At 65.9% G+C, this 13,119-nt stretch carries 9 protein-coding genes; 4 read left to right on the top strand and 5 right to left on the bottom strand.

Annotated features, from left to right (window positions below; all coding sequences use genetic code 11):
• Positions 1–86: 86 nt before the first annotated feature.
• The 3 genes from acnB to ACZK1G_RS10365 are packed head-to-tail and all read right to left on the bottom strand — an operon-like array spanning position 87 to position 3,348.
• Positions 87–2,678, bottom strand: a complete 2,592-nt coding sequence (acnB, locus tag ACZK1G_RS10375; RefSeq protein ID WP_101765393.1) for a bifunctional aconitate hydratase 2/2-methylisocitrate dehydratase — start codon at positions 2,676–2,678, stop codon at positions 87–89.
• Positions 2,679–2,718: 40 nt separating this feature from the next.
• Positions 2,719–3,117, bottom strand: a complete 399-nt coding sequence (locus tag ACZK1G_RS10370; protein WP_008267153.1) for a type II toxin-antitoxin system VapC family toxin — start codon at positions 3,115–3,117, stop codon at positions 2,719–2,721.
• 6 nt (positions 3,118–3,123) lie between these two features.
• Positions 3,124–3,348, bottom strand: coding sequence for an AbrB/MazE/SpoVT family DNA-binding domain-containing protein (locus ACZK1G_RS10365; RefSeq protein WP_005409505.1), 225 nt, complete (start codon positions 3,346–3,348; stop codon positions 3,124–3,126).
• A 302-nt stretch (positions 3,349–3,650) separates the two neighbouring features.
• On the opposite strand from ACZK1G_RS10365, the gene acnA reads away from it, so the two are divergent.
• Positions 3,651–6,404: an aconitate hydratase AcnA gene (gene acnA / locus ACZK1G_RS10360; RefSeq protein WP_101765392.1), complete on the top strand. Its 2,754-nt coding sequence runs from the start codon at positions 3,651–3,653 to the stop codon at positions 6,402–6,404.
• A gap of 277 nt (positions 6,405–6,681) precedes the next feature.
• Here acnA and ACZK1G_RS10355 read toward each other — a convergent pair whose 3' ends face one another.
• Positions 6,682–7,083 (bottom strand): hypothetical protein, encoded by a 402-nt coding sequence (locus ACZK1G_RS10355; RefSeq protein ID WP_478448344.1) that lies wholly within the window; start codon positions 7,081–7,083, stop codon positions 6,682–6,684.
• A 230-nt stretch (positions 7,084–7,313) separates the two neighbouring features.
• Positions 7,314–8,864, bottom strand: a complete 1,551-nt coding sequence (locus ACZK1G_RS10350) for a BCCT family transporter (RefSeq protein ID WP_029379823.1) — start codon at positions 8,862–8,864, stop codon at positions 7,314–7,316.
• Between the two features lie 170 nt (positions 8,865–9,034).
• Here ACZK1G_RS10350 and betI point away from each other — a divergent pair, with 170 nt between their 5' ends.
• From betI to betA, 3 genes are all read left to right on the top strand, one after another.
• Complete coding sequence (gene betI / locus ACZK1G_RS10345) at positions 9,035–9,625, top strand: transcriptional regulator BetI (protein ID WP_014037076.1); 591 nt, start codon at positions 9,035–9,037, stop codon at positions 9,623–9,625.
• 38 nt (positions 9,626–9,663) lie between these two features.
• Positions 9,664–11,136 (top strand): betaine-aldehyde dehydrogenase, encoded by a 1,473-nt coding sequence (betB, locus tag ACZK1G_RS10340; RefSeq protein ID WP_101765391.1) that lies wholly within the window; start codon positions 9,664–9,666, stop codon positions 11,134–11,136.
• Positions 11,137–11,237: 101 nt separating this feature from the next.
• Positions 11,238–12,920 (top strand): choline dehydrogenase, encoded by a 1,683-nt coding sequence (gene betA, locus ACZK1G_RS10335; protein ID WP_049443467.1) that lies wholly within the window; start codon positions 11,238–11,240, stop codon positions 12,918–12,920.
• The last annotated feature ends 199 nt before the right edge of the window (positions 12,921–13,119 follow it).

Here is a 13,119-nt window from a genome sequence, read left to right as displayed (position 1 = left end):
TGGCCCGGCGCACACAAAAAACCCCCGGCTTTCACCGGGGGTTCTTCGTTTCAACGGGCTACCGACCAGTGGCCGGCGTTACCGCATCAGGCAGCAACCGTCTTGGCCACGTCCTGGTATTCCTCGATCTGGTCGAAGTTCATGTAGCGGTAGATCTCCGCACCATTGGCGTTGATCACGCCGATGTCCGCCATGTACTCCTCCTTGGTCGGGATGCGGCCCAGGCGCGAGCAGATCGCGGCCAGTTCGGCCGAACCCAGGTACACGTTGGTGTTGCGGCCCAGGCGGTTCGGGAAGTTGCGGGTCGAGGTCGACATCGCGGTGGAGCCTTCGCGGATCTGCGCCTGGTTGCCCATGCACAGCGAGCAGCCCGGCATTTCCATGCGGGCGCCGGTGGCGCCGAAGGTGCCGTACACGCCTTCCTTGGTCAGCTCCGAGGCGTCCATCTTGGTCGGCGGGGCCACCCACAGACGGGTCGGCAGGTCACGCTTGCCTTCCAGCAGCTTGGCAGCCGCACGGAAGTGACCGATGTTGGTCATGCACGAACCGATGAACACTTCGTCGATCTTGGCGCCGGCGACTTCGGACAGGGTCTTCACGTCGTCCGGGTCGTTCGGGCAGGCCACGATCGGTTCGTGGATATCGGCCAGGTCGATCTCGATGACAGCCGCGTACTCGGCGTCGGCATCCGGCTCCAGCAGCTCCGGGTTGGCCAGCCACGCTTCCATCTTCTCGATACGGCGCTGCAGCGAGCGCGGATCCTGGTAACCCTCGGCAATCATCCACTTCAGCAGAGTGATGTTGCTGTTGAGGTACTCGATGATCGGCTCCTTGTTCAGGCGCACCGAGCAGCCGGCCGCCGAACGCTCGGCCGAGGCGTCGGACAGTTCGAACGCCTGTTCGACCTTCAGTTCCGGCAGGCCTTCGATTTCCAGGATGCGACCGGAGAAGATGTTCTTCTTGCCAGCCTTGGCCACGGTCAGCAGGCCCGACTTGATCGCGTACAGCGGGATCGCGTTGACCAGGTCACGCAGGGTCACGCCCGGCTGCATCTTGCCCTTGAAGCGCACCAGCACCGACTCCGGCATGTCCAGCGGCATGACGCCGGTGGCAGCAGCGAAGGCGACCAGGCCCGAACCGGCCGGGAACGAAATGCCCACCGGGAAACGGGTGTGCGAGTCACCACCGGTACCGACGGTGTCTGGCAGCAGCATGCGGTTGAGCCAGCTGTGGATCACGCCGTCGCCCGGGCGCAGCGAGACGCCGCCACGGGTGGAGATGAACTCCGGCAGGGTGTGGTGGGTCTTCACGTCCACCGGCTTCGGGTAGGCGGCGGTGTGGCAGAACGACTGCATCACCAGGTCGGCCGAGAAGCCCAGGCAGGCCAGGTCCTTCAGCTCGTCACGGGTCATCGGGCCGGTGGTGTCCTGCGAGCCGACCGAGGTCATCTTCGGTTCGCAGTAGGTGCCCGGGCGCATGCCCTGGCCTTCCGGCAGGCCACAGGCGCGGCCAACCATCTTCTGCGCCAGCGAGAAGCCCTTGCCGGTATCGACCGGCTGCACCGGCAGGCGGAACAGATCGGTCGGAGCCAGGCCCAGCGCTTCGCGCGCCTTGCCGGTCAGGCCACGGCCGATGATCAGCGGAATGCGGCCACCGGCGCGCACTTCGTCGAACAGCACTTCGGACTTGACCTGGAACTCGGCGATCACTTCACCGTTCTTCAGCGCCTTGCCTTCGTACGGACGCAGCTCGACCACATCGCCGTGCTCCATCTTCGACACGTCCAGCTCGATCGGCAGTGCGCCGGCATCTTCCATGGTGTTGTAGAAGATCGGGGCGATCTTCGAACCCAGGCAGACGCCACCGGCGCGCTTGTTCGGGATGAACGGAATGTCATCGCCGGTCCACCACAGCACGCTGTTGGTGGCCGACTTGCGCGAGGAACCGGTGCCGACCACGTCGCCGACGTAGGCGACCAGGTGGCCCTTGTCCTTCAGGTCGAGGATCTGCTGGATCGGGCCGCGCTTGCCGTCTTCTTCCGGGGTGAACGGCGCGTCGTCGCGCTTGTTCTTCAGCATCGCCAGCGCGTGCATCGGGATGTCCGGGCGGGTGGTCGCGTCCGGCGCCGGCGACAGGTCGTCGGTGTTGGTCTCGCCCGGCACCTTGAACACGGTGACGGTCAGGCTCTGCGGCACTTCCGGGTTGGTGGTGAACCACTCGGCGTCGGCCCAGCTCTGCAGCACGGCCTGGGCGTTGGCGTTGCCCGCCTTGGCCTTTTCCTGCACATCGTGGAAGGCATCGAACACCAGCAGGGTCTTCTTCAGACCGTTGGCGGCGATGGTGCCAACGCTGGCGTCGTCCAGCAGCTGCACCAGCGGAGCGACGTTGTAGCCGCCGAGCATGGTGCCCAGCAGTTCGGTGGCGCGCTCACGGCTGATCAGCGGGTTCTGCTCGCTGCCCAGGGCGATCGCCGCCAGGTACGAGGCCTTGACCTTGGCTGCGTCATCGACGCCGGCCGGCACGCGGTGGGTCAGCAGGTCGAGCAGGAACTCGGCCTCGCCCTGCGGCGGGTTCTTCAGCAGTTCGATGACATCGGCCGTCTGCTGCGCGCTCAGCGGCAGCGGCGGGATGCCAAGCGCAGCGCGCTCGGCGACGTGGTGGCGGTAGGCTTCCAACATGACAACTCCCGGGTAATGCGTAGGTTGAAAAAAAGTGGGCTCAGGCTTGCGGCACGATCAGCTTCAGGCCCTTGAAGTAGTCGCGGTAAAACGTGTCGTTCCAGGTGATCAGGCCGTCGCACTGCAACAGTGCGTGGGCGCCGACCATGAATTCGTCCAGGCTGCGGCGACTGCCGCTGCGCTGGCGGTGGCGGCGGTGCATCTCGCCGGCGCGCAGCGCCGACTTGGCTTCCATCGGGTTGAAGTGCACGCCCATTTCTTCCAGCGCTTCGAGCACCTCGGCGCCGCCGCGCAGCGATGCGCAGACCTCGGCCAGGGTCGCGCCGCAGACCACTACGCGGCCACCGACCAGGCTCTGCCGGAGGATGGCTTCCACGGCATCGGCCTGCGGACCATTGCTGAGCAGCTCGACCAGCACCGGTGAATCGACGGCGATCATCACGGCTTATTCCTCGTCACGCACCGCGCGTACGGCCGCGTCGGACGATTCGAAGCCGTCCAGCGCGAACTTGCCGCGCGCCCGTGAAATGGCATCGTCAACACTCTTGCGCAGGATGATGCGGCTGCCGTCCAGCTCGACCTTCAGCAGCGTGCCCTTGGTCAGGCCGAGGGCATCACGCACCGCTTTGGGCAGGGTGATCTGTCCGCGTTCTGCAACAGTGGCTTCCATCAGTAGGCCCTCCAGAGTATGCACAAATTATACATACTTCCCCGGGCATACTTCCACCCTGAGCAGGACCGGCAACCCGCCAGCCCTTGCCTCGCAAAGGATCGGCCACAAACGTGACATACGCCATACACCTTCCCCTGTAGTCTGGAACCGATGCCGCAGGCCGGAACCCGGCCCGGATGAATCCATTCAGTCTGGGGTTCATACTGGGACCACCGGGGCCGCCAGGCCCGCGGCGACCGCAAGCAGGCCCGCCCATGCGCGAGCCACTGCAAGCCATCCGCAAGAAGGAGTTACCCCGCATGAGCGATTCGTTCTCCACCCGCAGCCAGCTGAACGTCGGCGGCAAGACCTACGACTACTTCAGCCTGCCCACGCTGGGCCAGCGCTTCGATATCTCCCACCTGCCCTACTCGATGAAGATCCTGCTGGAGAACCTGCTCCGGCACGAGGATGGCGGCGTCACCGTCGGCAAGGACCACATCGAAGCCGTGGCCCGCTGGAACCCGGCGGCCGAGCCGGACACCGAGATCGCCTTCATGCCGGCGCGCGTGGTCCTGCAGGACTTCACCGGCGTGCCCTGCGTGGTCGACCTGGCCGCGATGCGCGACGCCGTGGTCAAGCTCGGCGGTTCGCCGGAGCAGATCAATCCGCAGATTCCCTCCGAACTGGTCATCGACCACTCGGTGCAGGTCGATGTGTTCGGCAAGCCGGACGCGCTGGACCTCAACGGCAAGATCGAATTCCAGCGCAACCAGGAACGCTACGGCTTCCTGCGCTGGGGCCAGAAGGCCTTCGACAACTTCAAGGTGGTGCCGCCGAACACCGGCATCGTCCACCAGGTGAACCTGGAGAACCTGGCCCGCGTGGTGATGACCGCGGACAAGGACGGCAAGCCCGTTGCCTACCCCGATACCGTGTTCGGTACCGACAGCCACACCACCATGATCAACGGCATCGGTGTGCTCGGCTGGGGCGTGGGTGGCATCGAAGCGGAGGCGGCCATGCTCGGCCAGCCGTCCTCGATGCTGATCCCGCAGGTGGTCGGCTTCAAGCTGACCGGCAAGCTGCCCGAGGGTGCCACCGCCACCGACCTGGTGCTGACCGTCACCCAGATGCTGCGCAAGCTGGGCGTGGTCGGCAAGTTCGTCGAGTTCTACGGTGACGGCCTGCAGCACCTGCCGCTGGCCGACCGTGCCACCATCGGCAACATGGCCCCGGAATACGGCGCCACCTGCGGCATCTTCCCGATCGACGCCGAGTCGCTGAACTACCTGCGCCTGTCCGGCCGCAGCGAAGAGCAGATCGACCTGGTCGAAGCCTATGCCAAGGCACAGGGCCTGTGGCACGAACCGGGCAGCCCGCATGCCCAGTACAGCACCACGCTGGAACTGGACATGGGCACAGTGAAGCCCTCGCTGGCCGGTCCGAAGCGTCCGCAGGACCGCGTGCTGCTGGAAGACGTGCAGAAGAACTACCGCGAAGCGTTGGTCGGCATGACCGCCAACCGTGACAAGCGCAGCGACGACGTCTCCTCGTTCGTCAATGAGGGCGGCGGTGCCGCAGTCGGCAACGAACAGCTGGCCAAGGGCTTCGCCGACATCGAGATCGAGAACCGCAAGGTGCGGCTGAAGGACGGTGCGGTAGTCATCGCCGCCATCACCTCGTGCACCAACACCTCCAACCCGGCGGTGATGATCGGCGCCGGCCTGCTGGCCCGCAACGCGGCCGCCAAGGGCCTGAACCGCCAGCCGTGGGTGAAGACCTCGCTTGGCCCAGGCTCGCGCGTGGTCACCGACTACCTTGAAAAGGCCGGCGTGCTGAAGGAGCTGGAGAAGATCGGCTTCTACGTGGTCGGCTACGGCTGCACCACCTGCATCGGCAACTCCGGTCCACTGCCGACCGAAGTCAGCGCCGGCATCGCCACCGGCGACCTGGTCGTCACCTCGGTACTGTCGGGCAACCGCAACTTCGAGGGCCGCGTGCACCCCGAAGTGAAAATGAACTACCTGGCCAGCCCGCCGCTGGTGGTGGCCTACGCCATCGCCGGCACCACCGACATCGACCTGACCACCCAGCCGCTGGGCACCGGCAGCGATGGCCAGCCGGTGTTCCTGCGCGACATCTGGCCGAGCAACAAGGAAATCGGCGATGTCATCGCCGCGACCATCGGCCCGGAGATGTTCAAGCAGAACTACGCCGACGTGTTCAAGGGTGATACCCGCTGGAACACCATCGCCTCGCCGGACGGCAACCTGTACGAATGGAGCGATGCCTCCACGTACATCAAGAACCCGCCGTACTTCGATGGCATGACCATGCAGACCGGCAGCATAGACGACGTGCACGGCGCACGCGTGATGGGCCTGTTCGGCGATTCGATCACCACCGACCACATCTCCCCGGCCGGCAACATCAAGAAGGACTCGCCGGCAGGCCGCTTCCTGCAGGAGCGCGGCGTGCAGCCGGCCGACTTCAACAGCTACGGCAGCCGCCGCGGCAATGATGACGTCATGGTCCGCGGCACCTTCGCCAACATCCGCATCAAGAACCTGATGTTCGGTGGGGAGGAAGGCGGCAACACCCTGTACTACCCGGCCGGCGGTGGCCAGCCGGAGAAACTGGCGATCTACGATGCGGCCATGAAGTACAAGGCCGACAAGGTGCCGCTGGTGGTGCTGGCCGGCAAGGAATACGGCACTGGCTCGTCGCGTGACTGGGCGGCCAAGGGCACCCTGCTGCTGGGGGTGAAGGCCGTCATCGCCGAAAGCTTCGAGCGCATCCACCGCTCCAACCTGGTTGGCATGGGCGTGCTGCCGCTGCAGTTCCGCAACGGCGAGAACGCGCAGAGCCTGGGCCTGGACGGTTCGGAAACGATCGACATCACCGGCCTGCAGGACGGTGCCAGCAAGCGTGCCACGGTCACCGCGACCAAAGCCGATGGCACGAAGAAGACCTTCGAGGTGTCGGTGATGCTGCTGACCCCGAAGGAAGTCGAGTACTTCCGCCACGGCGGCCTGCTGCAGTACGTGCTGCGCCAGCTGGCAGGTCGCTGAACCGTCCTGCGGTACCAACGAGCGGAAGCCCGGCCCCCGCGCCAGCGCGGGGGCGCTACGGAGACGCGCGAACCAGTGGTTCGCAAGCGCGCCTCCTCGCCCACCACGGTGGCCTGCTGCAGTACGTGCTGCGCCAGCTGGCAGGCAAGTAATGCGCCACCTGTAGAGCCGAGCCCGCGCTCGGCTCTACAAGAAAAAGGGCCGGGTCCTCATGGATCCGGCCTTTTTTGTCTGCAAGCCTGCCCGCTCGCATCAGGTCGCACATCGACCCTCAAGATCAGGGCCGCACGCCAAACAGATGCCACGACGTTTTCACTGCAGGGCCACTGGTATCCAACGACCATAGCCCTTCCTCCCACTCAAGATGCCCATCCGGCGCATCCTCGTTGAACACTGTCACCGACATCTCGCCGGCCGGATGCGGCGTGTCCTCGATGCGATAGCACACCGCACCGGCGTTTCCCTGGTAGACGTTTGAGAGGAAGCCCGGCGGGCAGCGCACATCCAATACCCGGTAGCCACTGCTCTCCTCGCTGGCATAGACATTGGTGTGGATCGAATAGGTCACCAGCCCACCAGGATGCGGTGCCAGCTGCAGGTTCAGTTCTGCCGTTTCACCCAGCGCGATCACTGGAAAGTTCGATTGCACCATCGCGTTCGGCACCGCATGGGCACTCATCGAAAGCGAGACCATCAACGCACAGCTCAGGATTCGGACCATGGCTCAACTCCGGAAAAGGAACGTTGAACGATGATTGCCGCGAACGGCCCTGCATGTCTTTCAGAGCACTACGAAATTGAGTAGGGCCGGATCCCTCGCGGATCCGGCCCTTCTGGTTTCTTCGCAGCCAGGCATGGCCTGGCTCTACTGCGTTACCGACGGCATCGGGATAGATGCCGGGTGCCCGATCACCGGCGCGGTGCGTCCGGGTCGGTGCGCAGCGCCTTCAGCAGGCCCCACATGTAGAACGCCAGGGTGAACGAGAACGGCAGGCCGCACAGCACCACCGCCGTCTGCATCGCGCTGAAATTACCAGCCAGCAACAGGCCGACGCTGGCCACGGTGATGCCGGCCGCCCAGAACACGCGCAGCCAGATCGGCGCGTCATGGCCATCTTCCACGCCATCGTCAACGCGACGAGTGCACAGGTTGGCGATCATCAGCGTGCCCGAATCGACCGGGGTCAGGAACAGCACGAAGCCGATCACCACCGCGGCACCGGCCACGTACGGCGCGCCGGGCAGGTATTCCAGCAGCTTGAACAGCGTCATCGCCGCATCGTGCTGGGCCACGTCACCCAGGATCGCCTGGCCATGGTTGAGCACCAGGTCGATGGCGGTGTTGCCGAAGATCGACAACCACGCCAGGGTGAAGCCGAGCGGGATCAGCAGCACGCCCATGATCACTTCGCGGATGGTGCGGCCACGCGAGATGCGCGCCACGAAAAGACCGACGAACGGCGCCCAGGCGATCCACCAGGCCCAGTAGAACAGCGTCCACGAGCCCATCCACTCACGGCCCTTCGGGTCGTTGAGGTACATGTCGAAGCTCTTGCGCACGAACGCGCCGAGGTAATCGCCAGTGTTCTGGATCAGGCCGTCGAACAGGTGCAGCGTCGGGCCGGTGACCAGCACGAACAGCAGCAGGCCACACAACAGGCGCACATTGAGGTTGGACAGCCAGGCAATGCCCTTCTCGACACCGGCGACCACGCCGATGGTGGCCACCACCATCATCACCAGCACGATCGCCACCAGCACCTGCGGCGTATCCGGGATGTGGAACAGGTAGACCAGGCCGGACTGCACAACCAGCGCGCCGATGCCGAGGTTGGTCACCATCGAGATCAGCGTGGCCAGGATGCCGAAGCCATCCACCATGTCGCCGATGCGGCCGTGGATGCGCTCACCGAAGATCGGGTACAGCGCCGAGCGCAGCGCCAGCGGCAGGTCGCGGCGGTAGGCGAAGTAGCCCAGGGCCACGCCGACCAGCGCGTACAGCGCCCAGCCGTGCAGGCCCCAGTGCAGGAAGGTCAGCACCATCGCTTCGCGGCCGGCGGCCACGGTCCCGCCGGGCTGCCCGGGCGGATTGAGGAAGTGATCCAGCGGCTCGTAGGCGCCGTAGTACAGCAGCGCGATGCCGATGCCGGCCGAGAACAGCATCGAGACCCAGGCGACGTAGCCGAAGGCCGGTGATTCCTCGTTGTGGCCAAGGCGGATGCGGCCATACGGCGAGAACGCCAGCCACAGCACGAAGCCCAGGCACAGCACGATCAGCAGCATGTACCACCAGCCGAACGCAGCCGACACCTCGGCCTGCGCCCATTGCAGCCAGTGCTCGCTGCCTTCGGGATAGAGAACGGTGAGCAGCCCGAGGATGCCGATCGACACCGAGGAGCTGAAGAAGACAAAACGGTTCAAGCGCAGGGGCGAACGCTTGGGATGAGCCAGGGAAGACATGGGGTCGTCTCATCAAGTCCGAGGGAGCACATGGGCGGGGCCGGACCGGTAAACCGGGCCCATGGCGTGGGGCGCGAGCGCATCCTAGGGTTTATTGATTGAACGTTCAATCAATAAAAAGCATAATGGCCGGCAGCCCGATCCTTCGGGTCGCAATCCGTGGAGAGACAATGCCGAAGAAAGGCGTGGAACCGGTACGGCGCGAACAGCTGATCCGGGCCACTTTCCAGACCATCGACGAGATCGGCATGGCCGATGCGACCGTCGCCACCATCGCGAAGAAGGCAGGGCTGTCCAGCGGCATCGTCGCCCACTACTTCGGCGACAAGGACGGCCTGCTCAATGCTGCAATGCGGCAGATCCTGCGCGAGTTGAAGGACGCCGTTGCCCGCTACCGCGCCGAGGTCGGCGACGACCCGCGCGACCAATTGCGCGCCATCGTCGATGGCAACTTCGACGACAGCCAGATCAACGGCACCGCGATGCGCGTCTGGCTCACCTTCTGGGCCGCGAGCATGCACCAGCCGGAACTGGCCCGGCTGCAGCGCGCCAACGACCAGCGCCTGTTCTCCAACCTGTGCCACCAGTTCAACCGCCTGCTGCCCCATCCGCAGGCCCGCCTGGCCGCCCGCGGCCTGGCCGCGATGATCGACGGCCTGTGGCTGCGCGGCAGCCTGGTTGGCGGCCAGTTCAACGCCGAGAAGTCCCGGCGCATCGCTTACGGCTACATCGACTTCCAGTTGCAGGCTGTCGCGCTATAAGCGCTTCAGCACCCGCCCCCTTCCAAGGAGTACGCCCCATGACCACCCTGCCCGTCCAACAGCTCTACATCCACGGCCAGCGGGTCGATGCCACAAGCGGCAAGACCTTCAAATCCGTCAACCCGGCCACCGGTGAAGTGATCGCTGAAGTGCAGGTCGCCAGCCAGGCCGACGTCGAACGCGCCGTGCAGAGCGCGGCCGAAGGCCAGAAGGTGTGGGCCGCGATGACCGCCATGGAGCGTTCGCGCATCCTGCGCCGCGCCGTCGAGATCCTGCGCGAGCGCAACGACGAACTGGCACAACTGGAAACGCTGGACACCGGCAAGGCACTGGCCGAAACCACCACCGTGGACATCGTCACCGGTGCCGACGTGGTCGAGTACTACGCCGGCCTGGCCACCGCCATTGAAGGCATCCAGCTGCCACTGCGCGAATCGAGCTTCTTCTACACCCGCCGCGAGCCGCTGGGCGTGGTCGCCGGCATCGGCGCCTGGAACTACCCGATCCAGATCGCCATGTGGAAGTCGGCCCCGGCCCTGGCCGCCGGCAACGCGATGGTGTTCAAGCCGTCCGAAGTGACCCCGCTGACCGCGATCCGGCTGGCCGAGATCTACACCGAAGCGGGCGTGCCGGCCGGCGTGTTCAACGTCGTGCAGGGCCCGGGCCGCGAGATCGGCCAGTGGCTGACCGAGCACCCGGTGATCGAGAAGATCTCCTTCACCGGCGGCGTCGCCACCGGCAAGAAGGTGATGGCCAGCGCCGCGTCCTCGTCGCTGAAGGAAGTGACCATGGAGCTGGGCGGCAAGTCGCCGCTGGTGATCTGCGATGACGCCGACCTCGACCGTGCCGCCGACATCGCGGTGATGGCCAACTTCTTCAGCTCCGGCCAGGTCTGCACCAACGGCACCCGCGTGTTCGTGCCGCGCAGCATGCTGGCCGCGTTCGAAGCCGCCGTTGTCGAGCGCGTCAAGCGCATCCGCATCGGCGACCCCATGGCCGCCGAGACCAACTTCGGCCCGCTGACCAGCTTCCCGCACATGGAAAACGTGCTGCGCTACATCGAAAGCGGCAAGGCCGAAGGCGCCCGCCTGCTGACCGGCGGCGGCCGTGCCACCGAAGGCGCGCTGGCCAACGGCGCCTACGTGCTGCCGACCGTGTTCTCCGACTGCCGCGATGACATGACCATCGTCAAGGAAGAGATCTTCGGGCCGGTGATGAGCATCCTCGCCTACGACGACGAAGACGAAGTGGTGCGCCGCGCCAACGACACCACCTTCGGCCTCGCCGCCGGTGTGGTCAGCAAGGACGTCAGCCGCGCCCATCGCATCATCCACCGCCTGGAAGCCGGCATCTGCTGGATCAACACCTGGGGTGAATCGCCGGCCGAAATGCCGGTCGGTGGCTACAAGGAATCCGGCGTTGGCCGCGAGAACGGTATCTCCACCCTCGGCCACTACACCCGCATCAAGTCGGTGCAGGTCGAGCTGGGCGACTACGCCAGCGTGTTCTGACCGGCGCGCCGCGAGCACGCCCCATCGTCCGGCCACCGCGCCGATCCGACATCCCGCCGGGACGCCTGCATGCAGCGCGCCCCGGCCTGCAGGAGACACCCATGAGCACCCATAACGAGTACGACTACATCATCATCGGCGCCGGTTCGGCCGGCAACGTGCTGGCCACCCGCCTCACCGAAGATGCCGATGTCAGCGTGCTGCTGCTGGAAGCCGGTGGCCCGGACTACCGGCTCGACTTCCGTACCCAGATGCCGGCGGCACTGGCCTTCCCGCTGCAGGGCAAGCGCTACAACTGGGCGTACAAGACCGATCCCGAGCCCTTCATGAACAACCGCCGCATGGACTGCGGCCGCGGCAAGGGCCTGGGCGGCTCGTCGCTGATCAACGGCATGTGCTACATCCGCGGCAACGCGATGGACTATGACAACTGGGCCAGCATGCCGGGCCTGGAAGACTGGACCTACCTGGACTGCCTGCCGTACTTCCGCAAAGCCGAAACCCGCGACATCGGCCCCAATGACTACCACGGTGGCGACGGCCCTCTGCGCGTGACCACGCCGAAGGCCGGCAACAACGAGCTGTTCGCTGCAATGGTCGAAGCCGGCGTGCAGGCCGGCTACCCGCGCACCGACGACCTCAACGGCTACCAGCAGGAAGGTTTCGGCCCGATGGACCGCACGGTGACCCCCAAGGGCCGTCGCTCCAGCACCGCCCGCGGCTACCTGGACCTGGCCAAGCCGCGCCCGAACCTGACCATCGTCACCCACGCGCTGACCGACCGCATCCTGTTCTCGGGCAAGCGCGCGGTGGGCGTGCAGTGGCTGCACAACGAGCAGCCGCAGCGTGCCACCGCCCGCCGCGAAGTGCTGCTGTGCGGCGGCGCCATCGCCTCGCCGCAGATCCTGCAGCGCTCGGGCGTCGGCCCGGCCGACCTGCTGCGCAGCCTGGACATCGACCTGGTGCACCACCTGCCCGGCGTCGGCGCCAACCTGCAGGATCACCTCGAAATGTACCTGCAGTACGAATGCAAGAAGCCGGTGTCGCTGGCACCGGCACTGAAGCTGTACAACCAGCCGGCAATCGGTGCCGAGTGGCTGTTCCTGGGCACCGGCATCGGCGCCAGCAACCAGTTCGAGGCCGGTGGCTTCATCCGCAGCGACGCCGAGTTCGACTGGCCGAACCTGCAGTACCACTTCCTGCCGGTGGCGATCAATTACAACGGCTCCAACCCGATCAAGGCGCACAGCTTCCAGATGCACGTCGGTTCCATGCGCTCGCCCAGCCGCGGCCGCATCCATGTGCGTTCGAAGGACCCGCGCGAACATCCGAGCATCCTGTTCAACTACATGTCGCACGACCAGGACTGGCGCGAGTTCCGTGCGGCGATCCGCATCACCCGCGAGATCTTCGCGCAGCCGGCACTGGCGCCGTACAGCGGCCGCGAGATCTCGCCGGGCAGCGCGCTGCAGACCGATGCGCAGATCGATGCGTTCGTCCGCGAGCACGCCGAGACCGCCTACCATCCGTCGTGCTCGAACAAGATGGGCCATGCCGATGACCCGATGGCCGTGGTCGACGGCCAGGGCCGCGTGCACGGGCTGGAAGGCCTGCGCATCGTCGATGCCTCGATCATGCCGCAGGTGGTGACCGGCAACCTCAACGCGCCGACCATCATGATGGCCGAGAAGCTGGCCGACGTGATCCGCGGTCGCACCCCGCTGGCCCGCAGCACCGCGGCGTACTACAAGGCCAACGGCGCACCGGTGCGCAAGCAGGGCTGACGCAGGCGGCCTGCTTGGCGCCACGGTAGTGCCGGCCGCTGGCCGGCATCGCCCGACATCGCGGTTGCTGCAGATGCCGGCCAGCGGCCGGCACTACCAGGCAAAGAGGCCCTTCGGGGCCTCTTCGCGTTTTCCCTACGGCGGGGTATGCTGCAATGACCGGCCATTGTCGATACGCTCAGGGCCGGAACCTAATACA

It is taken from the genome of Stenotrophomonas sp. 109824_Sma, from assembly GCF_056480025.1.
Note: the sequence above shows the minus strand (reverse complement) of the source record. Positions and strands in the feature narration are given on the sequence as shown.

What these genes read in the sequence shown, in the direction of transcription:
- acnB (WP_101765393.1), bottom strand. Translation starts at nt 2,678, where the DNA reads ATGTTGGAAGCCTACCGCCACCACGTCGCCGAGCGCGCTGCGCTTGGC.
- ACZK1G_RS10370 (WP_008267153.1), bottom strand. Translation starts at nt 3,117, where the DNA reads ATGATCGCCGTCGATTCACCGGTGCTGGTCGAGCTGCTCAGCAATGGT.
- ACZK1G_RS10365 (WP_005409505.1), bottom strand. Translation starts at nt 3,348, where the DNA reads ATGGAAGCCACTGTTGCAGAACGCGGACAGATCACCCTGCCCAAAGCG.
- acnA (WP_101765392.1), top strand. Translation starts at nt 3,651, where the DNA reads ATGAGCGATTCGTTCTCCACCCGCAGCCAGCTGAACGTCGGCGGCAAG.
- ACZK1G_RS10355 (WP_478448344.1), bottom strand. Translation starts at nt 7,083, where the DNA reads ATGAGTGCCCATGCGGTGCCGAACGCGATGGTGCAATCGAACTTTCCA.
- ACZK1G_RS10350 (WP_029379823.1), bottom strand. Translation starts at nt 8,864, where the DNA reads ATGTCTTCCCTGGCTCATCCCAAGCGTTCGCCCCTGCGCTTGAACCGT.
- betI (WP_014037076.1), top strand. Translation starts at nt 9,035, where the DNA reads ATGCCGAAGAAAGGCGTGGAACCGGTACGGCGCGAACAGCTGATCCGG.
- betB (WP_101765391.1), top strand. Translation starts at nt 9,664, where the DNA reads ATGACCACCCTGCCCGTCCAACAGCTCTACATCCACGGCCAGCGGGTC.
- betA (WP_049443467.1), top strand. Translation starts at nt 11,238, where the DNA reads ATGAGCACCCATAACGAGTACGACTACATCATCATCGGCGCCGGTTCG.